General features: G+C 65.5%; 23 protein-coding genes. 16 read left to right on the forward strand and 7 right to left on the reverse strand.

The annotated features are described in order from the left end of the window. Nucleotides 1–57: 57 nt before the first annotated feature. Both WJU21_RS11985 and WJU21_RS11990 read left to right on the forward strand, forming a co-directional pair. On the forward strand, nt 58–999 hold the full coding sequence (locus tag WJU21_RS11985; protein ID WP_346323672.1) for a hypothetical protein: 942 nt from the start codon (nt 58–60) through the stop codon (nt 997–999). A gap of 171 nt (nt 1000–1170) precedes the next feature. Further along, nucleotides 1171–1734 (forward strand): type 1 glutamine amidotransferase domain-containing protein, encoded by a 564-nt coding sequence (locus WJU21_RS11990; RefSeq protein WP_346323673.1) that lies wholly within the window; start codon nt 1171–1173, stop codon nt 1732–1734. Here WJU21_RS11990 and WJU21_RS11995 read toward each other — a convergent pair. Beyond that, entirely contained in the window at nt 1723–2400 is a 678-nt protein-coding gene (locus tag WJU21_RS11995) for an extensin family protein (protein WP_346323674.1), read from the reverse strand. The two genes, WJU21_RS11990 and WJU21_RS11995, sit on opposite strands and share 12 nt — an antisense overlap. Before the next feature lie 281 nt (nt 2401–2681). On the opposite strand from WJU21_RS11995, the gene WJU21_RS12000 reads away from it, so the two are divergent. Then, entirely contained in the window at nt 2682–3491 is an 810-nt protein-coding gene (locus WJU21_RS12000; RefSeq protein WP_346324059.1) for a transglutaminase family protein, read from the forward strand. Nucleotides 3492–3559: 68 nt separating this feature from the next. Continuing rightward, nucleotides 3560–3931, forward strand: coding sequence for a hypothetical protein (locus WJU21_RS12005; protein ID WP_346323675.1), 372 nt, complete (start codon nt 3560–3562; stop codon nt 3929–3931). Here WJU21_RS12005 and WJU21_RS12010 read toward each other — a convergent pair. Continuing rightward, a complete protein-coding gene (locus WJU21_RS12010) occupies nt 3924–4703 on the reverse strand; it encodes an N-formylglutamate amidohydrolase (protein WP_346323676.1) in 780 nt (259 codons plus the stop codon). The genes WJU21_RS12005 and WJU21_RS12010 overlap by 8 nt on opposite strands. Before the next feature lie 86 nt (nt 4704–4789). Here WJU21_RS12010 and map point away from each other — a divergent pair, with 86 nt between their 5' ends. The 3 genes from map to WJU21_RS12025 all read left to right on the forward strand — a co-directional run bounded on the left by map (nt 4790) and on the right by WJU21_RS12025 (nt 7920). Further along, nucleotides 4790–5542: a type I methionyl aminopeptidase gene (gene map, locus WJU21_RS12015; RefSeq protein ID WP_346323677.1), complete on the forward strand. Its 753-nt coding sequence runs from the start codon at nt 4790–4792 to the stop codon at nt 5540–5542. A 95-nt stretch (nt 5543–5637) separates the two neighbouring features. Next, nucleotides 5638–6159 carry a TIGR00645 family protein gene (locus WJU21_RS12020; protein WP_346323678.1) on the forward strand — a complete coding sequence of 174 codons (522 nt, stop codon included), beginning with the start codon at nt 5638–5640 and terminating at the stop codon, nt 6157–6159. Between the two features lie 177 nt (nt 6160–6336). After that, nucleotides 6337–7920, forward strand: a complete 1584-nt coding sequence (locus WJU21_RS12025) for an MFS transporter (protein WP_346323679.1) — start codon at nt 6337–6339, stop codon at nt 7918–7920. Here WJU21_RS12025 and WJU21_RS12030 read toward each other — a convergent pair. Then, nucleotides 7910–9316, reverse strand: coding sequence for an amino acid permease (locus WJU21_RS12030; RefSeq protein WP_346323680.1), 1407 nt, complete (start codon nt 9314–9316; stop codon nt 7910–7912). The genes WJU21_RS12025 and WJU21_RS12030 overlap by 11 nt on opposite strands. Nucleotides 9317–9484: 168 nt before the next feature. Here WJU21_RS12030 and WJU21_RS12035 point away from each other — a divergent pair, with 168 nt between their 5' ends. From WJU21_RS12035 to WJU21_RS12055, 5 genes are all read left to right on the forward strand, one after another. Continuing rightward, on the forward strand, nt 9485–11542 hold the full coding sequence (locus WJU21_RS12035) for a catalase (RefSeq protein WP_346323681.1): 2058 nt from the start codon (nt 9485–9487) through the stop codon (nt 11540–11542). A 98-nt stretch (nt 11543–11640) separates the two neighbouring features. Beyond that, nucleotides 11641–13353 (forward strand): diguanylate cyclase, encoded by a 1713-nt coding sequence (locus tag WJU21_RS12040; protein WP_346323682.1) that lies wholly within the window; start codon nt 11641–11643, stop codon nt 13351–13353. 70 nt (nt 13354–13423) lie between these two features. Next, nucleotides 13424–13669 carry a hypothetical protein gene (locus WJU21_RS12045; RefSeq protein WP_346323683.1) on the forward strand — a complete coding sequence of 82 codons (246 nt, stop codon included), beginning with the start codon at nt 13424–13426 and terminating at the stop codon, nt 13667–13669. A gap of 78 nt (nt 13670–13747) precedes the next feature. Then, entirely contained in the window at nt 13748–14296 is a 549-nt protein-coding gene (locus tag WJU21_RS12050) for an MgtC/SapB family protein (RefSeq protein ID WP_346323684.1), read from the forward strand. 49 nt (nt 14297–14345) lie between these two features. Next, nucleotides 14346–14936 (forward strand): superoxide dismutase family protein, encoded by a 591-nt coding sequence (locus tag WJU21_RS12055; RefSeq protein ID WP_346323685.1) that lies wholly within the window; start codon nt 14346–14348, stop codon nt 14934–14936. Nucleotides 14937–15000: 64 nt separating this feature from the next. Here WJU21_RS12055 and WJU21_RS12060 read toward each other — a convergent pair whose 3' ends face one another. From WJU21_RS12060 to egtB, 4 genes are all read right to left on the reverse strand, one after another. After that, nucleotides 15001–15315 carry a plasmid stabilization protein gene (locus WJU21_RS12060; RefSeq protein ID WP_346323686.1) on the reverse strand — a complete coding sequence of 105 codons (315 nt, stop codon included), beginning with the start codon at nt 15313–15315 and terminating at the stop codon, nt 15001–15003. 157 nt (nt 15316–15472) lie between these two features. Further along, complete coding sequence (locus tag WJU21_RS12065; RefSeq protein WP_346323687.1) at nt 15473–16330, reverse strand: SDR family oxidoreductase; 858 nt, start codon at nt 16328–16330, stop codon at nt 15473–15475. Between the two features lie 56 nt (nt 16331–16386). Further along, nucleotides 16387–17406 carry an L-histidine N(alpha)-methyltransferase gene (egtD, locus tag WJU21_RS12070; RefSeq protein WP_346323688.1) on the reverse strand — a complete coding sequence of 340 codons (1020 nt, stop codon included), beginning with the start codon at nt 17404–17406 and terminating at the stop codon, nt 16387–16389. Between the two features lie 2 nt (nt 17407–17408). Further along, nucleotides 17409–18689, reverse strand: coding sequence for an ergothioneine biosynthesis protein EgtB (gene egtB, locus WJU21_RS12075; RefSeq protein WP_346323689.1), 1281 nt, complete (start codon nt 18687–18689; stop codon nt 17409–17411). Between the two features lie 191 nt (nt 18690–18880). Here egtB and WJU21_RS12080 point away from each other — a divergent pair, with 191 nt between their 5' ends. Genes WJU21_RS12080 through WJU21_RS12095 form a run of 4 tightly spaced genes read left to right on the forward strand, consistent with a single transcriptional unit; the run spans nt 18881 to nt 26360 of the window. Then, nucleotides 18881–21151 carry an acyl-CoA dehydrogenase gene (locus WJU21_RS12080; RefSeq protein ID WP_346323690.1) on the forward strand — a complete coding sequence of 757 codons (2271 nt, stop codon included), beginning with the start codon at nt 18881–18883 and terminating at the stop codon, nt 21149–21151. Then, nucleotides 21148–22437 (forward strand): acetyl-CoA C-acetyltransferase, encoded by a 1290-nt coding sequence (locus WJU21_RS12085; RefSeq protein WP_346324060.1) that lies wholly within the window; start codon nt 21148–21150, stop codon nt 22435–22437. The genes WJU21_RS12080 and WJU21_RS12085 overlap by 4 nt, the downstream gene beginning before the upstream one ends. A 1-nt stretch (nt 22438) precedes the next feature. Then, the gene (locus tag WJU21_RS12090) at nt 22439–24538 is read left to right on the forward strand and encodes a 3-hydroxyacyl-CoA dehydrogenase NAD-binding domain-containing protein (RefSeq protein ID WP_346323691.1); all 2100 of its coding nucleotides are present in this window, start codon (nt 22439–22441) and stop codon (nt 24536–24538) included. Next, nucleotides 24525–26360, forward strand: coding sequence for an acetyl-CoA hydrolase/transferase C-terminal domain-containing protein (locus WJU21_RS12095; protein ID WP_346323692.1), 1836 nt, complete (start codon nt 24525–24527; stop codon nt 26358–26360). The genes WJU21_RS12090 and WJU21_RS12095 overlap by 14 nt, the downstream gene beginning before the upstream one ends. The last annotated feature ends 20 nt before the right edge of the window (nt 26361–26380 follow it).

The raw sequence follows: 26380 nt of genomic DNA on the forward strand, positions 1-26380 counted from the left end.
TGGCGGTTTCAGGCGTCTCCTTTTCAGACGTCCGACGAGGAAGTGGTACCCATAGCTATGACCTTCGCAGTTCGCATCGCGCCGGAAGCGGCGCCGCTGGATGCCGCGCTCGCCCGGTTACGCCCCGTCGCGCCAATTGCGGCACGCAGTGCGGGCCGGGCGCTGGGAGCCGCGCTCTCCAATATGCGCCGCTCCCGTTCGCCGGAGATCGCCTGGCGGGCCAGCTCTCTCACCAATACGGGTTTTCCGGTCGAGATGTCCTGGTCCTCGCGGGACTCGTCCGTGCGCTGGACCTCGGAAGCGTCGGGGCCGGATACGCCGGAGGGCGAGCGGCTCGGCCATGCCTTGCAGGTGTTGCAGGGCTTGGGCGTCAATACCGGCGTACCCGACTGGCTGATGCCGCAGACCGGTCAGGCGCTGCGGTTCGGCGCCTGGGTCAGCGGCCGCCATGACGGCGAGGGCGACCGGTACAAGCTGCATGTCGATATGGCCGGCGCCGAGCTGCCGGTCGACCTGCTGCGTCCCTCGATCCTGCACTCGATTCCGTCCCGAATCGTCTGGCGCATGGCCGGCATCGACGGCAGCGCCGGGACGGTCGAGCTTTATGGCCGGTTGCAGAAACCCGAAATATGGGAGACCGAGCGGCTGCTGATCCGTTGCGGTCTGCATGTGAACGCGGTCATCGACCTGGCATCCCATCTGACCGGCCGTCCGTGCGAGGATTATCTGTTGCCCGGCGATGCCGGCCTTAGCCTTGCCACCCTTGACGGGCGTCTGGTCGCGGCCGGATTTTTCGTCCAGGCCGGACCCATGCTCGGCGGCGATGAGACAGTCAGCCGCAAGTTGCGGGAGTTGGCCAGGCGATACGGTTGGGACACGGCGATTTACGAAGCCATGCTTGGGAACGGCGCCCCTGACAGGACGGGCCGGCACGGCATGATCGGCTTCGGCGTCACCGAGGAAGGCAAGCCATGGCTGCAGGTGGGCCTGCGGCCCTGAAGCCACGGCGTTCGCCTTGAATCGGGTGAACTGCGGCGGCTCCGGGGACCGGTGCGCTTGATCCTGCGCGCCCGCCGGCACCATCCGACGCCTTCAGTATCCGCCTGAGGAACCATGTCCATCCTGCGCGGTTGAAACGGGCGAGGGCTGGGACTCTGGAAAGGAACTCCGATGACCGATATCGCCAATGCCAGGATACTTATTCTCGCCACCGACGGGTTCGAGAAATCCGAACTGATGGAGCCGCGCCGGCAGCTGCGGGAACAGGGTGCGACCGTGCATGTCGCATCCCCCAAGTCCGGCCAGATCAAGGGCTGGGAAGACGGCGACTGGAGCGGCGCCGTGCCCGTCGATATGGAACTCGGCGCCGTAAGCGCCAATGAATACGACGCGCTGGTATTGCCCGGCGGCGTGATCAACCCGGACCTTCTGCGCACCGAGGAAAAGGCCATCGACATCATCCGGGAGTTCTACGGTGCCGGCAAGACCGTGGCGGCGATCTGTCATGGCCCGTGGCTGCTGGTCGAAGCCGGGTTGATCGGCGGCAAACAGGTTACCTCCTACCCCTCGATCCGCACCGACGTCGAGAATGCCGGCGGCCACTGGCGTGACGAGGATGTCGTCGTCGACCAGGGCCTGGTGACCAGCCGTTCACCGGATGATCTGCCCGCCTTTATCGCCAGCATCGTCGAGGAGATCGGCGAGGGTACTCACGAGAGGCAATCAGCGGCATAGGCGCGCCGGCCCAAGGTCCAGATGGAAGTGGTCGGCATGCGCGGCGTTGTAGTCGGGGCCCAGGACCGTATTGAAGAACCGGCACGCCCCGTCATGGGCCTCCTGCAGGAAGCGGCCTTTGGCGGTGTCCTTGCCCCAGTCGCGCCGTACCGACACGATCTGCCCGTCCTGTAGCCGGAAGGCGGCGATGTCGAGGGCGTTCGCCGTGGCATGCTGGCTGCGCCGGCCGGAGTCGCCGCCGCCGATATTGCGGCAGGCATAACTGCCGAGGTGATCGATGCGGGCAAGGCCGCTTCCCAAGTGGCGGCGGGCGGCGAGGTCGGCAAGGTTCTCGTACCAGTAAAGCCCGGCGGCGAGCGCGCAGGTCGCTTGAAATCCGCTGCTGTAGGGGATGTGCGACCGGACGATGCTCACGCCGCCCGACAGGCCGCAGCCGTTGCGCTCGGGGCGGTCGGGCAGCGCCTCGTAGCGGAGCTCCGATCGGTCCAGCGCCGCCCGGCACGCCGCCACGTCCCTTGCAAGGCCATTGATCTGGAGTTTCGCGAACCACCCCGGTTCATGCTCCAGCTCAACGTCGCTCCACGGCGCGAAATTGGGCGGCACCTTGACCCATCCCAGGTGAACCGCCAGCGCCGTTGCGGCGCCGGCGAGCAGCAAAATTCCCATGAACCATCTGGCCGTCCGCAATGCTCTGCCCTTTGTCGCTGATCAATGGAAACCCGCACGGATGCCATTGGTTCTCCCGAGCGTGCCACGAGATGGGAGGACGCGGTGCAAGGCCCGGAACCTTCGGCCTGCTGGATCGTAATTATTGGTAGATGGCCCGGCAGGCGGCGCGGCCGAGGCCCGAGGGGCATTCATTCTTGTACGCGCTCGGTGTTCCGGTCGCCACTGAACTGGGAAATCTCATGAACGACGTCTCAGCCGTCTATGTCAGGGAACAGGTCATGCAGATCAGGGTTGGCTACGACCTGATCTACGAGTGCTGTCAGCCGACGCCGATGATCGTGACCCTCAATATCCATCCGGACCGGGCGGGCGACATCATCGTCCCCGACACCATGTCGACCGATCCGCAGGTGCCGCTGACCCATTATATGGACGGCTACGGTAACAAGTGTACGCGGCTGGTCGCGCCGGCGGGACAGATCCGCATTGGCGCCGAGGCGGTGGTGCGCGACAGCGGTTTCCCCGATCCGGTTGCCGAGGACGCCCAGCAGCTGGCGGTCGAGGAGCTTCCCCATGAAACGCTGGTTTATCTGCTGGGCAGCCGCTATTGCGAGACCGACCGTCTCGCCGGCTTCGCCTGGGCCAAATTCGGTGATGTTGCAGGCGGCTGGCAAAGGGTCCAGGCGGTGGTCGATTTCGTCCACGACCATCTGCGCTTTTCCTATCCTGACGCACGCCCGACTCGCACGGCGCTCGATGCGTTCACCGAGGGCAAGGCGGTGTGCCGCGACTTCGCCCACCTGTCGATCACCCTGTGCCGCGCCCTCAATATCCCGGCGCGCTACTGCACCGGCTATCTGGGCGACATCGGTGTACCGCGCGACCCGGCGCCCATGGATTTCTCGGCCTGGTTCGAGGTGTTTCTCGGCGGCCGGTGGTACACCTTCGACGCCCGCCACAACACGCCGCGCATCGGCCGCATCGTCATTGCCCGCGGCCGTGACGCCTCGGACGTGGCGATCACCAGCACCTTCGGTCCCCACCAGCTGCGCCAGTTCAAGGTCTGGACGGACGAAGTTGTGGGCTGACATCGGGCCGGATGACAATTTTCCAACTTTGGCGCAGAATTCCGGGGTAACTCTCGCGGGAGTGGCCCATGACTCCTCGTATCTGGGTGTTCGCCGCCGCTGGCGTCTGGCTGGCTTTCTTCATTGCTTCCTTCGTCGCCTTCAATGCCATGAGCCCGACGGGCGACGACTTTGCGCGCGGTATGAAGCGGGCCGGTACGCTGCTCACCTGGCAGGCGGGCGCCATGTCTGCGGCGATGGCGGCCTTCGTTCTCGCCCTGCGCCGAAGCGTACCCCGCACGATCGGCACCGCTCTCGCCGGTTTCGCGCCCATGGTGGTGATGGTGCTGGAATTATTGGTTGTCGTCGCCTTGGTGGTGTGGGTTGCGACCCGCGACCCCGCCGACCGGATCGAGCGATTCTATTACCCGGATGGCTCCCCGACCCAGCGCCTCAGGTAAGCCGCAGCGCCGGGGCTTCGATCCGACGGTACGCCTGAGCCAGCTTGTCCGCCCAGGCCGCGGCCGTCTCCGGCGTGCGGATGCCGTCCTGCCGGGTTTCGACCAGCACATGCGGAATATCATGCCGCTCGCCGTGCACGGGAATGGAATAATCGCTGTCGGGCGTGACGGCATAGGGCTGATTGTCGCCGACAACCGTTCCATCCTGGCGCAGCGCCGGGATCAGCAGCCGCGCCAGCCGGTCGTCCCTGCCATAGGCGATGGCGATAGGCCACGGGCGGGGACCATCGCCCATATCCGGGGTGAAGCTGTGGATCGACAGCAGCAGGGTGGGACGCCCGCGGCGCTTCTCCAGCATGTCCTCGATAGCGGCGTGATAGGGCTGGTGCAGTTGGTCTATCCGCGCGGCGCGGTCTTCTGGTGCGATGGCGGCATTTCCGGGCACGGTAACGCCGCCACTCACAGGGGCGATGAGCTGGGTGTTCGCCAGCGGGCGGTTGCAGTCGATCACCAGCCGGGAATATCCGCTCAGCACAAGCGGCGCATCGAGCAGCACCGACAATCGCCGTGCCATATGCGCGGCGCCCGGGTCCCAGGCGATGTGGTCCGCGCGTTCTCCGTCGCTCAGGCCCAGCGTGCCGAGCCGCCGGGGAATCCGGTTCGATGCGTGGTCGCAAATCAGGAAGGCGGCACTTCTGCCACCGGCATTGACGATCTCGAATGCCGGCGGGTCATCCGGCTGCAGCAGCGTCTCGTCCACGATTCCGTCCACACCTTCCGTCCTGTTCTTGTGCCGGGCCGCTTATATCAGATAAGCAGGTCGAAGGCGGTTTCTTGGCCGCAGGAAAGGATCTGACCATGACCATCGGCAACGAGAATGACCTGGAGAAGCTCCGGGAGATCGGCGGCATCGTCGCCCGTGTGCTGCACGCCATGGGCGAGGCGCTGCGCCCCGGCATCAGCACTGGCGAGATCGACGCGCTGGGCCGCCGGATGCTCGACGAGGCGGGCGCCGTGTCCGCGCCGGAACTGGTCTATGGCTTTCCGGGCGCCACCTGCATCAGCGTCAACGAGGAAATCGCCCACGGCATTCCCGGCGACCGGGTGATTCGCGGCGGTGATCTGGTCAACATCGACGTGTCGGCCGAAAAGGACGGCTATTTCGCCGATACCGGCGCCTCGTTTCCCGTGGGCAACGTTCAGCCTCGGGTGCACCGGCTGTGCCGCGACGGCAAACGGGCGCTGTGGACCGGTATCCGGCAGGTGAAGACCGGCAATTCGCTGGGCGCCATCGGCACCGCCATCGGCGAATTCGCCCGCCGCAATCGCTATACGCTGGTGCGGAACCTGGCGAGCCACGGCGTCGGCCGGTCGCTGCACGAGGATCCCGAACATATTCCCACCTGGCCCGACCTGTCCGAACGCCGCCGTATCCGCGACGGACTGGTGTTTACCATCGAGCCGTTCCTGTCGCTGGGCGCCCAGTGGGCGGCCGATTCCGCCGGTGACGAATGGACCCTGCTCAGCCAGCCGACCGCGCCGACCGTGCAGTACGAGCACACCATGGTCGCGACGCCGCGCGGCGCGGTCGTGGTCACCCAGCTGACCTGAGCGGACGTGTGCAAACAAATCGCTTTATATTGCGCCGCAAACCCATAATTTGGCTCCGTGCAGGCGCGGTGTCCTGAGTTGCTTGGAAGATTGATATGAAAGCCGTTGAAGGGTTCATTGAACGATCGATGTTCGCCAGCCGATGGCTGATGGCGCCGTTCTACATTGGCCTCATCCTCTCGCTGATCCTGCTGCTGATCAAGTTCATGCAAGAGCTGTGGCATGTCGCGCCCCATGTGCTCGAGCTTTCCGAATCCGCGACGATCCTGGCCATTCTGGGGCTCATCGACCTGTCGCTTGCCGGCAACCTGCTGTTGATCGTGATCTTCTCGGGCTACGAGAATTTCGTGTCCAAGATTCATATCGGCGATCACGAGGACAAGCCGGACTGGATGGGCAAGGTGGACTTCAGCGGCCTGAAGCTGAAGCTGATTGCCTCCATCGTCGCCATCTCCGGCATCCAGCTGCTGAAGAGTTTCATGAACATCTCGGCGGTGCCGGAAAGCCAGTTGATGTGGATGGTGATCGTCCATCTGACATTCGTGCTGTCGGGCGTGATGCTGGCGGTCATGGACCTGATTACCGTCAAGGCGCACAAGATGGGCGGCAAGCACTAGGCGCAGGCCTGATCCCAGCCTCTTGTGACGGAAGTATCATGCCTGTATGACGGTTGGACCGGGGCAGGGGAACCGCCGTGATCGGGTGCTGCGCGCCCTAGCGGGGGAAGAAGGCGCCAAAGGCGCCGCGCGGGGTTCTTGATCCGGCTGTATCGTCCACCATGGCAGGATCGCCCGATGTCGTCTTCAGCGGAATCCCTCGGCAAGCGCAACCGGCTCGTAATCACCGCCTCGACTTTGGGCACCGTCTTCGAGTGGTACGACTTTTTCATCTACGGCACGCTGGCCGCGCTGCTGGCGCAGCACTTCTTTCCGGGTGAAAGCGGCACTGCCGCGTTCCTGAAATCGCTTGCGGTGTTCGGCGCGGGCTTTCTGGTGCGCCCGCTTGGCGGCATTGTTTTCGGCCATATCGGAGACCTGATCGGCCGCAAATACACCTTCCTCGTCACCATCACCATGATGGGGCTGGCGACGGCGGCCATCGCAGTTATCCCGTCCTATGAAACCATCGGCATCTGGGCGCCGATCCTGCTGGTTACGGCCCGCCTGCTGCAGGGCCTGGCGCTGGGCGGCGAATATGGCGGCGCGGCAATCTACGTGGCCGAGCACGCCCCGCCGGGCAAGCGCGGCTTCTATACCAGCTTCATCCAGATGTCGGCGGGCGCAGGTTTCCTGCTGTCGATTCTGGTCGTACTGGGGTCGAAGGCCCTTGTGTCCGAGGCAGTATTCGACGACTGGGGCTGGCGCATTCCGTTCGCCTTCTCGCTGGTGATCCTGTCGATCTCGCTCTACATCCGCCTCAAGCTGTCGGAGAGCCCCGTCTACGCCGCGATGAAGGCCGAGGGCAAGACCTCGAAGCACCCGCTGAAGGAAGCCTTTTCGACCTGGTCCCGCGCCCGTCTGGTGCTGGTCGCCCTGTTCGGCGTCGCCGCCGGCCACACCGTCATCTGGTACACCGCCCAGTTCTCGGTGCTCTATTTCCTGCGCGACACCATGCGGCTCGACGCCAGCCATTCCGAGATCATCATGGCGATCTCGGTCGCCCTTGGCATGCCGTTGATGATCCTGATGGGCTGGGTGTCCGACAAGGTGGGCCGCAAGAAGGTGCTGCTGGCCGGCTACGGCCTCTCGGTGCTGCTGGTGTTTCCGCTGTTCCATGCGCTGGCTGGCGCCGCCAATCCGGCCATGGCCGAGGCCATGAAACTGGCGCCCGTCACCGTCGCCTCGACCGACTGCCCGTATGACGCCTTTGCCGAGAAGCAGACCACCGAATGCGCCCGCGCCATGGCCTTCCTCGCCAAGCGCGGCATCAGTTACGAACGGGTGCCGGGCGAGCCGGGCAAGGACGTGGTGATCAGCTTCGGCGGCGTCAATATCGAGGGTCTCGACGAGGAAGCGCTGGTGGTCGCCATCACCGCCGCAGGTTACCCGCTTACCGCTGATACCGAGCGGACCAATTATCCGCTGGTGATCCTCATCGTGCTGGCGCTGATCTTCCTGTCGGCGATCGCCTATGGTCCCGTCGCGGCGATCCTGACCGAGTTGTTCCCGGCCAAGGTGCGTTATACCTCGCTGTCGGTGCCATACCATTTCGGCACCGGCTGGTTTGGCGGCCTGCTGCCGTTCGTGTCGCAATACATCATCGTCTCGACCGGCGATGTCTATTCCGGCCTCTGGTATATGACCGGCGTGGTGGTGGTCGGCTTCCTGGTGGTGCTGTTCTTCCTGCCCGAGACCCGCGACCGCGACATCACGGCGTGATGTTGGGCTCGGGCGGCTTGCGCAAGGGACTGCGCCGGCCGCTGTACAGGTAGTAGACGACCAGCCCGATCACGACCCAGACGCCAAAGCGGATGATCGTGCCGGACATCAGGCTGGTGAACAGCACCAGGCAGCCCAGAATCGCCAGCCCGCAGACCAGCAGCGGGGCCGGGCAGCGGAAGGGACGCGGCCGGTCGGGTTGGGTGCCGCGCAGGATGAGCACGGCCATCGACACCACGATGAAGGCGAGCAGGGTGCCGGCATTGGCCAGTTCGACGATGTCCTCGATGGGGAATACGCCCGCCATGACCACGATCGCGGCGCCGGTCACCAGGGTTACCACGTGCGGCGTGCCGCGCTTGCCGTGAACCCGCGCGAACACCGGCGGCAGCAATCCGTCCCGCGCCATGGCGAAGAAGATGCGGGTCTGGCCGTAGATCATCACCATGATCACGGTCGGCAGGGTGATGATGGCGCCGGCCGCGATGATGTCGCCGGCGGTGCCGTGGCCCAGCGTCCGCACCAGGAAGGCAAGCGGCTCGTCGCTGTGCATCACCCGCTCGAACGGCAGCGCGCCAACCGAGACGGCGGCCACGATCATGTAGATGACCGTGCAGACCAGCAATGAGCCGATGATCCCCAGCGGCAGGTCCCGGTTGGGATTTCGCGTCTCCTCGCCGGCGGTCGAGATGGCGTCGAATCCCAGATAGGCGAAGAAGATCAGGCTGGCGGCCGACAGCACGCCGCCATAGCCGTAAGGCAGGAACGGCTCGTAATTGCGCGCCTCCACGTAAGGCGCGGCGAATACCACGAACAGGGTGAGCGCCGCCAGCTTGATGGCGACCAGAACGGCGTTGACGGTGGCGCTCTCACGCGTGCCGATCACCAGCAGCAGCGTGACCACGCAGGCGATGAACATGGCGGGCAGGTTGAGGATGCCGCCGTCGAACCAGCCATTGCTCAATACCAGCGGGATCTGCCAGCCGGCGTCGTTCATCCAGCCGGTCACATAGGCCGACCAGCTTGCGGCCACGGCGCTGGCGGCGATGGCGTATTCCAGGATCAGGCACCAGCCGACGATCCAAGCCGCCATCTCTCCCAAGGTTGCGTAGGTATAGGTATAGGCGCTCCCGGCCACCGGGATCATCGACGCCAGCTCGGCGAAGGCCAATGCTGCCATGGCGCAGACGAAACCGGCGATGACGAAGGCCAGGATCAGCCCTGGACCGGCTCGCTCGGCGCCGATCCCGGTCAGCACGAAGATGCCGGTGCCGACGATGGAGCCCACGCCGATCAGGGTCAGGTGAATGGGGCCGAGGCTACGCTTCAGGCGGCTTGTGCCGTCACGGTCGCCCAGATGTTCGATCGGCTTGACCCGCCACCTGCCCTCAGCCATGCGAACTCCCCTCTCATGGACCGTCGTCCACAAGACGGTACCCCAGGCTGCGTCAGGGAACGACCGGTTTTGATGGGGCGGAAATTATTGGAACCGTTCCAAGGTGCCCGCGTTGCTCCCATATCCCGGCGCGACGGCCGGACCCACCTGAAGCAACGGGGATCGAACATGGCGAAGAAACCTTCGACGGCGGCGGACGTGTCCAGGGGCAAGGGCGACGAACTGCACCAGACGGCGGGTGCGGGCCATCCGCCGCTCACCACCAATCAGGGCGTTGTGATCTCGGACAACCAGAACTCGCTGACCGTCGGTGCGCGCGGGCCGACCCTGCTTGAGGACTTCGTGCTGCGCGAGAAGATCATGCACTTCGACCACGAGCGCATTCCGGAGCGCATCGTGCATGCGCGCGGTTCGGCGGCCCATGGATTTTTCGAGGTCTACAAATCGCTCAGCAAGTTCACCAAGGCCGACTTCCTGCAGCGGCCCGGTGAGAAGACCAAGGTGTTCGCGCGATTCTCGACGGTGGCGGGCGGCGCGGGCTCGGGCGACACGCCGCGCGACGTGCGCGGCTTCGCCGTGAAGTTCTATACCAATGAGGGAAATTTCGATCTGGTGGGCAACAACATCCCGGTGTTCTTCATCCAGGACGCCATCAAGTTCCCCGACCTGATCCATTCGGTGAAGATGGAACCGGATCGGGGCTTCCCGCAGGCAGCATCCGCCCATGACACCTTCTGGGATTTCATCTCGCTGATGCCCGAGAGCATCCACATGGCGACCTGGGCGATGTCCGACCGCGCGATCCCGCGCTCGGTGCGCTTCATGGAGGGTTTCGGTATTCACACCTTCCGGCTGGTGGACGCCAAGGGAAAATCAACCTTCTGCAAGTTCCACTGGCGGCCCAAGCAAGGGATGCAGTCGCTGATCTGGAACGAATCCGTCAAGATTTACGGCGCCGATTTCGATTATCACCGCCGCGATCTCTGGGAAGCGATCGAGCGTGGCGACTACCCGGAATGGGAACTGGGCCTGCAGCTGTTCAGCGAGGAGGAGGCCAACGATTTCGACTTCGATGTGCTCGATCCCACCAAGATCATCCCGGAGGAAGTGGTGCCGCTGACCATGGTCGGACGCCTCGTGCTCGACCGGAACCCGGACAATTTTTTCGCCGAAACCGAACAGGTCGCCTACTGCCCCGCCAATATCGTGCCGGGCATCGATTTCTCGGACGATCCGTTGCTGCAGGGCCGGTTGTTCTCCTATCTCGATACCCAGCTCAAGCGCCTGGGCAGTCCCAATTTCCACGAGATTCCGATCAACCAGCCGATCTGCCCCATGCAGAACTTCCAGCGGGACGGCCATATGCGCCAGACGGTGAACAAGGGCCGCGTCAATTACGAACCCAACTCCCTCGGCGCTGACGGCCCGCGCGAATGCCCGCAGCGCGGCTTCACGACCTATGCGGCGCCCGAACGCGACGGCAAGACCCGGATTCGTCCCGAATCCTTCGCCGATCACTATTCGCAGGCCCGGCAGTTCTATCGCAGTCAGACCGAAACCGAGCAGGGCCATATTGCCTCGGCCTTTACCTTCGAGCTGTCGAAGGTCGAGACGCCGGCGATCCGGCAGCGGGTGGTGAGCCATCTGGTCCATGTGGATCCGGCACTGGCCCGGCAGGTGGCGGACGGACTCAACATCACCGTGCCAAAGCCGGCCGACACGGCGGTCGAACCGATCGACCTGCCGCCGTCGCCGCCGCTGAGCATCATCGCCAAGGCGCCGAAGTCCATTTCGGGCCGCACCGTGGCATGCCTTGTGACGGACGACGCCGATGCCGGCACGGTCGCGGCACTGCGCAAGGCGGTCGAGGCGGAAGGCGGCGTCCTGATGGTGATCGCCCAGAAGGTCGGCGGACCGCACGATGCGAAGGGCAAGCTTGCCGCCTCGCCGTCGGTGCTGTTCGACGCGGTGGCGCTCGTCGTCACCGAGGCGGGAGCCGATGCGCTGGCCAAGGACCCGGACGCCCGGGATTTTGTCGCCGACGCCTGGCGGCACCTGAAGGTTATCGGTCATGCCGCCGGTGCCGCGCCGTTGCTCGAGGCGGCGGGGATTTCCCCCGGCGAGGACGAAGGCGTCGTCCCACTGGGCAAGGACGGCGTCACTCCGTTCATCGATGCCGCCAAGTCGCTCAGGGTGTGGGCGCGGGAGAAAAGACTGGCTGGCTGATCCGCTCCCTGAAAGCTTTGCCGTAGCGTACGATCCAGATACGATGCGGCAAACCAGATCTGAGGGGGGCGTGCTCGGTGAAGCCGCCTGGACGGTACATGACGCGGTTCGCGGCCAGCTTGCACGCGAGAGTCCTGCTGCTGACCGTCGCGATCTTTATCGCGACGGCCGGCGCGGCATTTCTGGCGTTCGACCACCTGGTGGACCGTGCCGTGGTACGGCTCGGGACCCTTTTTGCCGAAAAGCAGGTGCAGTTCGACCGCTACCGCGGTCTCGAGACCCTGTTCCGCGAGGCCTCGCTGGCGCAGACCCTGGCGCGGTCTCCCGCAATCATCGAATGGGCGCGGAACGAGGACGATCCTGGCGACAGACAGCGCGGCATGGCGGAACTCGAGCACTATCGGCTGGCGTTCAAGGACCGCAGCTACTTCATGGTGATCGGCAAGTCCGGCAACTACTATTTCAACGACCGCGACAATACCTATGAGGGCAACCAGCTGCGTTACACGCTGGCGCCGGACAATGCCCGCGATGGCTGGTATTACAAGACCATCGCCTCGGGCCACGATTGCCAGCTCAACGTGGATCACGACGACAATCTGCGGGTCACCAAGGTCTGGGTGAACTGTCCGGTGCGTGATGGCGACACGGCCGTTGGCATGATCGGTACCGGCATCGACCTGACCGACTTCATCCGCGAGGTTGTGGATTTTCCCCAGAAGGGAATCGACAGCGTGTTCGTCGACCGGAGCGGCGCCATCCAGGCGCACCGCGATCCGCGCATGGTTGACTTCCACAGCCTGACCAAAGACGCCAAATCGAAGAAAACCATCTTCCGCCTGCTTGACCGTCAGGGGGACCGCGAGGCGCTTGCCGAGATGATGGAACGGGTCATCGCCGAGAAGAACCGTGTCGAATCCCGCTTCGTCGAGATCGATGGGCACCGGGTGCTGGCAGGCGTCGGCTATCTGGACCGGATCGGCTGGTTCAACGTCACGCTGATGGACGTGGACATGCTGATCGAGCGGCAAATGTTCAATCCCATCGGCGGCGCCCTGACCCTGGCTATCGCGGCGGCGACGCTGCTGATCACCTTGTTGTTCCGGCAGGCGGTGCTGAACCGCATCGGCCGGCTGGAGGATTCCGTGCGGCGTGTCGAGGGCGGCGATTTCGCCGTCGATCCTGTCGACTCCTCCCGTGACGAGTTAGGCCGGCTGTCGCGCGCTTTTGCCGATATGGCCCGGAGCGTGGGCGACAATACGAGGCTGCTCGAAGAGCGGGTGCAGGAGCGCACCGAAAAGCTGGAGCGGCTCGCGCATGTGGACCCGCTGACCGAGGTGTACAACCGTCGCGGATTTGTCCATGCCGCCGCGCAGGAGCGAAACCGGGCGGCACGCAACCGGCAGTCCATGGGGCTCCTGCTCATCGACATCGACATGTTCAAGAACGTCAACGATGGCTATGGCCATCACGGCGGCGACCAGGTTCTGATCGAGATGGCGCGCCGGCTGGGCAGGAGCCTGCGCAGTTATGACGTGGCGGCGCGATGGGGCGGCGACGAGTTCGTGGTGCTGCTGTCCAATGTCGAACTGGATACGCTGGGCGCGGTGGCGCAAAAGATCGCGGACGCGCTCAGTTCGACGCCCGTGATGCTGGAGGACGGCCGCGAGGTCGAGGTCACCACCAGCATCGGCGCCTCCGTTGCCGATCCCGAAGAGCCGGTCGACCGCATTATCGCCCGTGTCGACGCGGCCCTCTATACGGCCAAGGGGACCGGCCGCAACCGGGTGATTGTTCTGGATACGCCATAGCGCTTCACGGGGACGGGACGGCTGGTCTATGATCCGCCCGTCAGACGAAGTCAGCCACGGGAGCCATGCCATGGACGAACCCGCGTCTCCTACGCCCGAGACAGTTGCGTGCCAGCCTCGCAAACACAGACCGCTCACGCCTCTGCAGAAGCGCCTTTACGCGATCCTGGCGGCACTGGGACTTGTGCTCGTCAGCCTCGCGTTCTACCTGGCGAATTCCAGCCTGCCGGGATTTGTCATCGGTGGCATGGCCGGTGCCGGTGGCTCGCTGCTGGCGATCGGCGCCATGATGCTGTTCCACCGGCCCGAAGGATAACGATCACGCCGCTTCCGGGCCGGAACACCGGCCTACCTGTGGGCGTTGCCCAAGACAGGCAGATACTCGGGAACCAAGGTGAGGATTACCGAAGGCGTTATCGAACTATTCGCCACACAGACCTCGATCGGCGAAATGGCGGCACGCATGGGACTTGCGGTGCTGCTCGGAGCCTTGCTGGGAATCGAGCGTGAATATCGCAACCGCCCCGCAGGGCTGCGCACCCACATGCTCGTGGCGCTCGCCGCCTGCACCTTCATGATCATCGCGCTGGAAGTGTTCTCCAGGTCCCAACACCTGGACGGCCGCAATTCCATCGACCTGTTGAGGGTGATCGAGGCAGTGACCGCGGGCGTGGCGTTTCTTGCCGCCGGCACCATCATCACCTCGGGCACCCGTGTCGCCGGCCTGACCACCGGCGCGTCGCTGTGGCTGACCGGCGCTGTGGGCCTTGCCTGCGGCATCGGCTATTATGTGGTGGCGGGCCTGGCGACCATTCTGGCCCTGTTCATCCTGGTCATCATCCGCGTGCTCGAGCGGTTCATGCCGACCGACGATACCCATCCGGGCCGGCCGGCAAAGCACGTAGGGGACAGGAATGCTGGCAACAGCCCGGCCGACGTATGAAATTCATGGGCAGCGCCCGGCAATGACGGGCCGAGACAAGGAGAGATACATGTCGAACTGGAAAACGATCGCGGGCATGGCGGCATTGGCCTGCGCGATTGCCGCCCCGGCCTGGGCCGAGGAATCCACCAAGCCCGCCTCGGGCAGTGAAACCGGCAAGCCGGCGCCCGGCGGCGCCAGCGCGGTGCTCAAGGACCAGAAGGGCGCCGTCGTAGGCACCGTGACGCTGACTCCGGGCGGATCAGGCATCGCCATGACCGGCAAGCTGACAGGCCTGACAGCTGGCAGCCACGGCTTCCACATCCACGAAAAGGGCGTCTGCGAGGGCGACTTCGCCACTGCCGGCGGTCATTTCAATCCGGGACACGCCAAGCACGGCATCCTCAACGATGCGGGCCGCCATGCCGGCGATCTGCCGAACATCGAGGCATCCGCGTCGGGCGAGGCGACGGTGGACATGTTCCTCACCGGTGTTTCGCTGAAGCCGGGCGCCGACAACTCGCTCGCGGACGAGGACGGCACCTCGTTCGTGGTTCATGCCGGCCCCGACGACTACAAGAGCGATCCGTCCGGCAATTCCGGCGGCCGCGTCGCCTGTGGCGTGCTCGAGTTGGCCACGCCTGCGGCGGCGTCCGAATAAGCCTGTGCAGAGGCGGCCCCGTCGGCGACCGGGGCCGCCTGTTGCGTTGTCCGAATTCCGACCGCTAGTGAGCGTCCTTCTCGGCGTTGCGCTTGCGGGTCTCGGCGGCTTTCTTGGCCGATTCCGAGCGCTCGGCGGCCGATCGTGACGCCGAGGCGGCGCCGCCCTTGCGGCCGCCTTTTTTCGCCGCCTCGTGGGTATCCTTCTTGCCGCGGCCCGAGCCGCTCTTGTTGCCGCCGCCGCTCTCCTTGTTGACGGTGGCCCAGGCGCGGCGTTCTGCTTCTTCTTGGCCGACGCCGCGCTTCTCGTAACCTTCCTCGATATGCTCGGCCTTGCGCTTCTGCTTGTCCGTATAGGCGGATTTGTCTCCCTGGGGCATGGCGTGTCTCCTTGCTGTGGTGGTTTCTGGAGAACGTGCCAGTTCCGGTGACGTTCCGGCGGGCACCGATTTTCGGCCCGGGCGATCAAGCTGGACGAGCTGACCCGCGCAACAGAGGAAGCGCGCTGCTCGACCAGCCTTCAGATAGCCGAGCAGGCTAGCTCGCCATGAGATCGCCGCCGTTCGGATGCAGCACCTGGCCAGTCATGTAGCTGGAATCGTCGCAAGCCAGGAACAGGTGGCACGGCGCCACCTCGTTGGGCTCGCCGGGCCGCCCCAGGGGCGTGTCGCCGCCGAACTCGGCCACGTGGTCGGCGTCGAAACTGGCGGGTATCAGGGGTGTCCAGATCGGCCCCGGCGCGACACCGTTGACCCGAATGCGGCGGTCGGCCAGCGAACTGGCCAGCGAGCGGGTAAACGACACCACCGCGCCGCGCGTCGCCGCATAGTCCATCAGGTGGCTGCTTCCCCGGTACGCCGTCACCGAAGCGGTGTTGACGATGGCGGCGCCCGGCTTCAGGTAGTCGAGCGCTGCCTGGACCATGAAGAAATAGCCGTAAACGTTGGTGCGAAAGGTACGCTCGATCTGCCCGGGCGGGATATCGCGTACATCCTTGCGGGGGTGCTGCTCGGCGGCGTTGTTCACCAGCACGTCCAACCGGCCAAAGCGGTCCATCACCTGCTTCACCGCGTGATCGCAGAAGGCGGGGTCGCCCACGTCGCCCTCGATGGAAAAGCACTCGCTGCCTTCGGCTTCGACGATATCCTGGGTTGCCTTGGCGTCTTCGGTTTCCTCCAAATAGACGATTGCGACCCTGGCGCCTTCGCGGGCGAACAACGCCGCCACCGCGCGGCCGATACCGCTGTCGCCGCCGGTGATCAGCGCTACTTTGCCTTCGAGCCGCATGGACCCCGGAAAGCGCGGCTCGTAGTGCGGCCGCGGCCGCATCTGGCGTTCTTCTCCGGGCTGGTGGTCCTGATGCTGGGCGGGTTTCGTGCCTGAATGTTCGGCCATGGCCAACTCCTTGCGATGATCTTGACCGATCAACCGGAAGGGGGCCGCTTTGTTCCTCAGGCTGCCGCCAGGTAGTGGATGCTGAACAGCGACCTGGGATCCTGCCATGTCCGCATCACACGAAAGCCGGCGCTCTCGGCCGCCAGGGCGAATTCGGCCACCGAGTATTTGTAGGAATTTTCGGTGTGGATCGTCTCGTCCCGCTCCATTGCAAATTGCCGGCCCGCCACCTCGAATTGCTGGTCGGTGGTCGAGCGCAGGTGCATCTCGATGCGCCCCTCGGTCTCGTTGTAGAACGCCAGATGCCGGAAATTGCCGAGGTCGATGGAGCCGCCAAGTTCCCGGTTGATCCGCCGCAGCACATTCAGATTGAATTCGGCGGTCACGCCTGCGTCGTCATTGTAGGCCGGGTCCAGGATGTCGCGTCCCTTGCGCAGGTCGACGCCGACCAGGAAGCCGTCCTCCGGCGCCAGCATGGCGCGCACATCGGCCAGGAACTGCCGGGCTCGGCTGCGCTCCATGTTGCCGATGGTGGAGCCGGGAAAGAAGGCGAGCTTCCGGCCGCCGGACAGGGCGTCGTGCGGCACGGCCACGGGGGCGCTGAAGTCGGCGACGATCCCGCCCACGGACATATCCGCATAGTCACGGGCCAGATCCTCGATGGCCGGCTCGAGTGCGGCGCGGCTGATGTCGATGGCCACATAGGCGCCCGGGCTGGGGAGCGCATCGAGCAGCCGCCGGATCTTGGCGTCCGAGCCGCTGCCGAACTCGATCACCGTGACGTCGCGGCCGGCGATGCCGGCCACGTCGGGGCCGATATCCGACAGCAGCTTGAGTTCGGTACGGGTCACGTAATATTCCGGCGTCTGGCAGATGCGCTCGAACAGGTCCGAGCCGCGCGCGTCGTAGAAATATTTTGGCGGAATCTGCTTCTGGGGCTTGGCCAGGCCCTCCAGCACGTCGGCGGCGAAGTTGTCTTTCGGCGGGTGCCGGTCCAGCAGAAACGCCGGCACGGCGCCGGACGATGACGGCTGGGCCTGGTCGGAGACGCCGGAAGCGACAGCAGGCTTGTCCATTATCATTCGTCCTTTGCCAACCGGATTCCCGAAAATTGCCAGCGGGCGTCGGGAGGAAAGAAATTGCGGTAGGTGGCGCGCACATGGCCTGAGGGTGTGGCGCAACTGCCGCCGCGCAGCACCATCTGGTTGCTCATGAACTTGCCGTTGTATTCGCCGATGGCGCCTTCAGCCGCCCGGTAGCGCGGATAGGGCGCATAGGCGCTCATGGTCCATTCCCAGACATCGCCGAACATCTGGCGCAGGCCCGGTTCGCTGCAGGCGCGGGGTTCCATCTGGCCGAGGTCGAGGTAATGGCCTCCGGCCGCCTGGCTTCGGGCCGCAATTTCCCATTCCGCCTCGGTCGGCAGCCTGTGTCCGGCCCAGGCCGCATAGGCCGCCGCCTCGTAATAGCTCACATGGCATACCGGCTCGGCCGGATCGACAGCCTCGCGGCCATGCAGGGTGTAGCGCGTCCACCCGCCGTCGCGCTGTTCCCAATAGAGGGGGGCGCTCCAGCCGTGCTCGCCGACGATGGTCCAGCCTTCCGCCAGCCACAGCGCCGGGTCGCGGTAGCCGCCCGCCTCCATGAAGGCAAGATAATCGCCGTTGGTCACGGGATGCGTGGCCAGCACGAAGGGTTCCAGGTGGTGGCGGTGGTGCGGGCCCTCGTTGTCGAAGGAGAAGCCGTCGCCCTCGTGGCCGATCCCGCGCAGGCCGCCCGCGAAGGGTTGCCACGACATTTCTGGCGCGGCGGCTGCGCGGCGCTCGCGCGCGCCATAGGGCGCCGGGTCCAGCGGATTGAGCGACAGCACATGCTTGATGTCGGTGACGAGCAGTTCCTGGTGCTGCTGCTCGTGGTTCAGCCCCAACTCGACCAGCGGCGCCAGCGCCGGGTCCAGTCCGTCCAGCAGGGACGCCATGGCTTCGTCGACGTAGGCGCGGTAATCGAGCACTTCGTCGACCGTGGGCCGCGACAGCAGCCCGCGCTGGGGGCGGGGAAAAGGCGATCCGATCTGCTGGTAGTATGAATTGAACAGGTGGTCATAGACCTCGTTCAGCGGCCGGTAGCCGGACCGATGCGGCTTCAGCAGGAATGTCTCGAAGAACCAGGTCGTGTGCGCCAGGTGCCACTTGGTCGGGCTGGTGTCCGGCATGCTCTGGATCACCTGATCCTCGGCCGTCAGCGGCGCGGCAAGCGCCACGCTGGTGCCGCGCACACGCGCATAGGCCTCGGCGAGGCTGTCGCTTGATGGGTGCAGGGCCGGCTGAATGGCTGACGCCGGCGGCGGCTGGGCGGTCACGGCAGTTCCCCTACTGTCCGAAACCACCGCGGGCTCCGGCATTGGATCGATGAAACGCTGTCTGGCCTGCACAGGTTCCTTGGTTGCGGCCCATCTTCCCCTAATTGTTGCCCTATATGGAAGTCATGTCGACCGGAACAAGGGTGAACTGACGTCGTTGTCGTGGCTAACACTATCGACGGGAGTGGTTTATGACGCTTGCATCACTACGCCGCAGGCTGGTGACGCGGCCGATCTTCGACTGGGCACGAGCGGTTCTGCCGGCCATGTCCGCGACCGAGCGCGAGGCGCTCGAAGCGGGTGATACCTGGTGGGACGCGGCCCTGTTCACGGGCGATCCCGACTGGGATGCACTGCTCGCCACGCCTCCCGCGACCCTGTCGGATGAAGAGCGGGCGTTTCTCGACGGGCCGGTGCAGGAACTCTGCGCCATGGTCGACGACTGGACGGTGAACCAGGAAACGCACGACCTGCCGCCCGAGGCCTGGGCCTTCATCAGGCGCCACGGCTTTTTCGGCATGATCATTCCCCGGGAGTATGGCGGCCTGGGCTTTTCCGCCTTCGCGCATTCCGAAGTGGTGCGAACCCTGTCGACTCGCTCGGTCGCCCTCGCGGTGACGGTCATGGTGCCCAATTCCCTGGGGCCTGGCGAGCTGCTGATGCATTTCGGCACCGACAAGCAGCGGGAATACTGGTTGCCGCGGCTGGCGGTGGGCGAGGAAATACCCTGCTTCGGGCTGACCAGTCCGGAAGCGGGATCGGACGCCGCCTCCATGGTCGACACCGGCGTGGTCTGTCGGGGGGACGATGGCGAACTCGGCATCAGGCTGAACTGGCACAAGCGCTACATCACACTTGGGCCGGTCGCGACAGTGCTGGGACTGGCCTTCAATCTGCGCGATCCGGACGGCTTGCTCGGCGGCGCGGCCGATCTGGGCATCACCGTGGCCCTGATCCCGACGGATACGCCCGGCGTGGAAATCGGCCGCCGTCACATCGCGTCCGGGCAGATGTTCCAGAACGGTCCCAATTGGGGCCGCGATGTATTCGTGTCGCTCGACAACATCATCGGCGGCGCGGCGCAGGCTGGCAAGGGCTGGAAGATGCTGATGGCGGCGCTGGCGGCGGGGCGCGGGATTTCGCTGCCCTCCCTTGCGGCGGCGGGCGCTGCGTTCTGCGCCCACACCACCGGCGCCTATGCCCGCGTCCGCCGGCAATTCGGCATCGCCATCGGCAAGTTCGAGGGCGTCCAGGAGCCACTGGCACGGATTGCGGCCAACGCCTATCTGGTCGATGCCGCCCGCCGGCTGACCTGCGCGGGGCTGGACCTGGGGCACAAGCCATCGGTGATCTCGGGCATCATGAAGCTGCACGCCACCGAGCGCATGCGCATCTGCACCAACGATGCCATGGATGTCCATGCCGGCAAGGCGGTGATCGACGGCCCGCTGAATTACCTGGGCAATCTCTACAAGGCGGTGCCCGTGGGCATCACCGTCGAGGGCGCCAATATCCTGACACGCGGCCTGATCGTGTTCGGTCAGGGCGCGATCCGCTGCCACCCCTATCTGATCGACGAGATGGCGGCGCTCGAGATGGAAGACCGGGACGCCGGCCTTGCCGCCTTCGACGCCGTGTTCTGGAAGCATGCCGGCCACTCCATCGCCACGTTCTTCCGTGCGATGGCACGGGCCTGGACGAGCGCGGCGACGTCGCCGGCGCCCGATACAGGCGCGGTTCGCCATCATTACAGGCGGCTGGGCCGCTATGCCGCCGGCTTCGCGCTTAGCGCCGATCTGGCGCTCATGACACTGGGCGGCGCGCTCAAGCGGCGCGAGATGCTGTCGGCGCGCCTCGGCGACATTCTCGCCGAACTCTATCTGCTGTCGGCGGTGCTGAAACGCTGGGAGGACGAGGGCCGCCAGGCCGAGGATCTGCCGCTGGTCGATTACTGCATGGCGGCGGGTTTTACCGCCATCGAATCGTCCTTCGAGGGTGTCTTTGCCAATCTGCCCAGCCGTTTTGCCGCCGGCCTGCTGAAATTCGCCGTGCAGCCTTTTGGCGCCCGCCGGTTCGGTCCGGATGACGCATTGGTCGGCAAATGCGCCGATCTGCTGCTGGCGCCTTCGGCCACGCGCGATCGTCTCACCGAAGGCCTCTACCACGGACATGGCGAGGAGGGGATCGCGCGGCTTGACCATGCTTTCGCCATGGTCTTCGCGCATGAGCCATTGGCCGACCGCATGCGCAAGGCCGGCGTGGATGATCCGGATCAGGCGCAGGCGAAAGGCATCATCACCCAGCGCGAGGCCGACAAGGTCCACGCCATGAACGAGGCCGTGGCCGCGGTCATCGCCGTCGATGATTTCGCCGCCGAGTACCTGACACCGGAACAGACCGCACCACAAGGAGAGCAACCATCGCCGCCCTCGATCAGCATGAAATCGCAAGCGGTCCGCTGAGGGTCGGCCGTCCCGTCTATATTGTCGACGGCGCCCGCACGCCGTTCCTCAAGGCCCGTGGCAAACCCGGTCCATTCACGCCTGTCGATCTGGCCGTGCAGTGCGGCCGGCCGCTGCTCGACCGTCAGGACATGCCGCGCACCGCTTTCGACCGGGTGATCCTGGGCTGCGTCAATGTCGTCGCCGACGAGATGAACCCGGCGCGTGTCGCGGCGCTGCGGCTGGGCATGGGCACCGAGACCGTCGCCTATACGGTCCAGATCAATTGTGGATCGGGCATGCAGTCGATCGACAATGCCTTTCGTTCCATCCAGGCCGGTGACGCGGAGCTCGTCCTTGCGGGCGGCGCGGAAGCGCTCAGCCATGCGCCGCTGGTCTTCCAGCAGGACGCCGCCGCCTGGTTTGGCGGCCTGATGTCGGCGCGAGGCCTCGCCGCCCGCGTCCGGGCATTGGCGGGCTTTCGGCCACGGTTCCTCAAGCCGGTCATCGGGCTGGAGCGCGGCCTCACCGATCCGGTGGTCGAGCTGAACATGGGACAGACCGCCGAAATCATCGCCCATCTGTTCCGCGTGTCGCGCGAGTCCTCCGATGCCTATGCCGCCGAAAGCCACCACCGTCTCGCGCATGCCCAGAACAGCGGTTGGCTGGAGGATGAAGTCGAGCCGGCCATGACGCGCGCCGGCGCGGTGTTCGAGGCCGATGACGGCGTCAGGCCTGACAGCACGCCTGAACAACTGGCGGCCTTGAGGCCGGTGTTCGAGCCGCCCTATGGCAAGATCACCGCGGGCAACGCCTCACAGATCACCGACGGCGCGTCATGGGTGATCCTGGCCTCCGAGGAGGCGCTGGAGAAGCACCGGCTCAAGCCGCGCGCGGTGATCCTCGACAGCCAGTGGTCGGCGCTCGATCCGTCGATCATGGGGCTGGCGCCTACCCTATGCGCGACCGATCTGCTAAAGCGCCGGGGCATGAGCATGGCCGACGTCGATCTGTGGGAGCTGAACGAGGCGTTCGCCGCCCAGGTTCTCTCGTGCCTCGCCGCCTGGAACGACGCGGATTATTGCCAGAATGTCCTGGGACTGGACGGCCCGTTGGGCCGGATCGAACGGGACCGGCTCAACCCGGACGGCGGCGCCATCAGCATGGGGCATCCGGTCGGCGCCAGCGGCAATCGCATCGTGCTTCACCTCGTCAACGCGTTGCACCGCATGGACCTGCACCGAGGCATCGCCACCGAGTGCATCGGCGGCGGCCAGGGCGGCGCCATGCTCATCGAGAGGATCTAGCATGCGCCCGCTGACGAGAGACGTGCTGGCGGCGCTGGAGCCTCGCGAACTGGAACTGGGCCTCGCCATGGGCTCGAGCCAGATGCTGCGTCACTGGCGTCATGGCCGCGACGCGGATGGCGTCGCCTGGCTGCTGTTCGACAAGATGGGCGCTTCCGTCAACACCATCGATGAGGAAGTGCTCAACGAACTGGCCGATGTATTGCGCCGGCTGCTGCCGGAGAGTCCCACCGGCATCGTGATCCGGTCAGCCAAATCCGCCGGTTTCTGCGCCGGCGCCGACGTCAGCCGGTTCAGTGGCCAGGTGGACCCCGCCGAGGCTGAGCGCCAGTTGCTGCAAGGTCACATGGTGCTCGACGCCATTTCCGAACTCGCCATACCGACGGTGGCGGTCGTGCATGGCCATTGTCTGGGCGGCGGTCTCGAACTGGCGCTTGCCTGCCGCACCCGCATCGCCATCGACGGCGCGTCCCTGGGATTTCCCGAGGTGCTGCTCGGTCTCCATCCGGGCCTTGGCGGCACCGTACGTTCGGTCAACCTGATCGCGCCGGTCGAGGCCATGACCATGATGCTGACCGGCAAGACGCTCGATGCCGGCCGCGCAAAGGCGGTCGGCCTCGTTGATCTGGTGACGCAGGAGAGGCATGTTGCCGCCGCTGTCCGCGCCGCCGTCGAGGGCGGGCTCACGCCGCCGCGGCCGACACGGCGCGCCCGGATCGAGCGCATGCCGATATTGCGCCGGTTCCTCGCCAACCGGATGCGCGCCCAGGTGCGCAAGCGGGCGCGCGAGGAGCACTATCCCGCGCCCTTTGCGCTGGTCGATCTCTGGGAGAAATTCGCCGACCGGCCGGGCGCCATGCGCAACGAGGAGATCAAGAGCTTTGCGGGCCTGCTGGCAGGCCGCACGGCGCAGAACCTGATCCGGGTTTTCTCGTTGCGCGAGGCACTGCGCAAGATGGGTGAATCCGGCAAGCCGCTGCACCATGTCCATGTCATCGGCGCCGGCTCCATGGGCGGGGACATCGCCGGATGGTGCGCCCTCAAAGGGTTGCGGGTCACGTTGTCGGACCAGAAGCCCGAGGCCATCGGCGACGCCATTCGCCGGGCCGGCGCGCTGTACCGCAAACGGCAGATGAAAGGCATCGACATCCGCGATGCGCTCGACCGGCTGATCCCCGATCCGCGCGGCCATGGCGTGGCGCAGGCGGATCTGGTTATCGAGGCGGTGCCCGAGAACCTGGAGCTGAAGAAGTCGATCTATGACAGCATCGAGCCGCGCATGAAGCCGTCGGCGCTGCTTGCCACCAACACCTCCAGCATCTCGCTGGACGATCTGGGGGCGGACCTGCGCAATCCCGGCCGTCTCGTGGGGCTGCATTTCTTCAATCCGGTCGCACGCATGGACCTGGTCGAAGTCGTCGCCCACCAGGAGATATTCGACGTCACCTTCAGCCGGGCGCGGGCCTTCGTGCGGCAGATCGGCAAGCTGCCTGCGCCGGTGGCCAGCGAGCCCGGCTTCCTGGTAAACCGGGCACTGATGCCCTACATGGCCGAGGCTATGATCATGCTCGAGGACGGCCTCGGCGGCCCGACCATCGATGCGGCGGCGGAGAAGTTCGGCATGCCGGTCGGGCCGGTCGAGCTGGCCGACAGGGTCGGGCTGGATATCTGCCTTGCCGTGGCCGACATGCTCCAGGAGAAGCTGCGGACACCGGCGACACCGGGCATGGACCGGCTGCGCGACAAGGTGGCGCGCAACGAACTGGGTATGAAAACGGGCAAGGGATTCTACTCCTGGACTGGCGGCAAACCGCGCAAGGGCCGCGCGGGCGATCCGCCCGCCGATACGGCCGACCGTCTGATACTGCCCATGCTCAACGCCTGCGTCGCCTGTCTGCGCGAGGGCGTCGTTGCCGAGGAAAATACTGTCGATGCCGCCATGATCTTCGGGGCAGGCTTCGCGCCGTTTACCGGTGGACCCCTGCACTATGCGCGCAGCCAGGGTGTCGAGGACATTGTCCGCAAGCTGATGGACCTTGCCGGTCACCACGGTCCTCGGTTCGACCCGGATGAAGGCTGGATGAATCTTGCCGAGGAGTGATCCATCCTTCCACGAGGACGTGACGCGCCTCGTCGACGCCGTCATCGAAAGAGTCGGCAAGCGTATTGTCCTGGGCCTGCCGCTGGGACTTGGCAAGGCCAGCCATGTGGCCAACGAGCTTGTCGGCCGGGCCGCCGCCGATCCAGGCATCTCGCTGACCATCGTCACGGCGTTGACCCTTGAGACGCCGCGGGGCGCGAGTGAACTGGAACGCCGGTTCATGGAACCCCTTGCGGACAGGCTGTTCGCCGGCTGGCCCGGATTGTCCTATGCCGCAATGCTCCGCGCCGGGACGCTGCCCGCGAACGTCGAGGTGCGCGAATTCTTCCTGCAAGCCGGTCAGTGGCTTGGAGTGCCCCGTGCCCAGCAAAACTATATCTCGGGCAACTACACCCATGTGTGGCGGTACCTGCTCGATGCCGGTGTCAATGTGGTCGCCCAGCTGGTCGCGTCGGACGGTCAGGACTGCAGCTTGAGCTGCAACCCGGATCTGACGCTCGACCTGCTGCGCGCCCGGCGCGAAGGCCGTGCGGACTTCGTCATGATCGGGCAGGTAAACGCCGAGCTGCCCTTCATGGGCGGCAGCGCTCGTGTCGAGAGGGCGGAATTCGATTATCTTCTGGACGATCCCGCCTGCGCCTTTCCGTTGTTCGGCCCACCCAACCAGCCGGTCAGCCTGTCGCATTATGCCATCGGCTTCCGGGTGGCGGCCCTGATACCAGATGGCGGTACGCTGCAGATCGGTATCGGCACCATGGGCGACGCAGTCTGCCATGCGCTGTCGTTGCGCCACCAGAACAATGCCGCCTTCCGCGCGGTGCTCGATGCGCTTGGCGAGACGCCGCTGCATGCGGCGCCATTCGAGCAGGGCTTGTACGGGTGTAGCGAGATGATCGCCGACGGCTTCCTGGCGCTGCTGGAGAACGGCGTCATATCGCGGCGTGTCGGCGGCAAGGCGATCCATGCAGCGTTCTTCCTGGGCTCGCGAGAATTCTACCGGCGCCTGCGCGAGATGCCGGCGGCCCGGCGCGATCTCATCGATATGACGTCGGTGACCTTCGTCAACGAACTCTATGGCGGTGAAGACGAGAAGTGCCGCGCGCGTGTCGGCGGCCTGTTCTTCAACAGCGCCATGATGGCGACTCTCATGGGTGCGGCCGTCTCGGACGGGCTCGAGGACGGACGGGTGGTGAGCGGCATCGGCGGGCAATACAATTTTGTCGCCCAGGCCTTTGCATTGCAGGGCGCGCGGTCGATCATCGCGGTCGATGCGGTCCGCACCCGGGCAGGGGAAACGTCGTCCAACGTGGTGTGGTCCTATGGACACGTATCGATCCCGCGGCACCTTCGCGACATGGTCGTTACGGAATACGGCATTGCCGACCTGCGCGGGAAAACGGATGCGGCCGTCATCGCTGCCATGCTGTCCGTCACCGACAGCGCCTTCCAGCTGCCGTTGGTGAAGCGCGCCAAGGCTGCCGGGAAATTGCCGAAAAGCTTCCGGCTTGGCTCCAGCCTGGAACTTAACAATGCGGCCCATGTGACCGGCGTGCTCGAGCCTTTGCGGCGTCAGGGATTGCTGCCCGAATATCCGTTCGGGACTGATTTCACACCCGAGGAGCAGCGGCTTCTTCCCGCTTTGGACCGACTTCGGCGGGCGGGGCGGCGGGAATTGGCCTCGCATGCGATCCGTGGTTTTCTTGCCGGGGATGGCGAGGATCTGCGGCCCTTGCTGGATCGCATGGGGCTTGGCCGGCGGTCAGGCATGAGGGAGCGGGTCTACGCGGCGCTGCTCGGTGGCGCGCTTGCTTCGGGAACATGAATGGGCTCACCGCGTTGACG

Origin of the sequence: Emcibacter sp. SYSU 3D8 (assembly GCF_039655875.1) — a bacterium.
GTDB lineage: Bacteria > Pseudomonadota > Alphaproteobacteria > SMXS01 > SMXS01 > RI-34.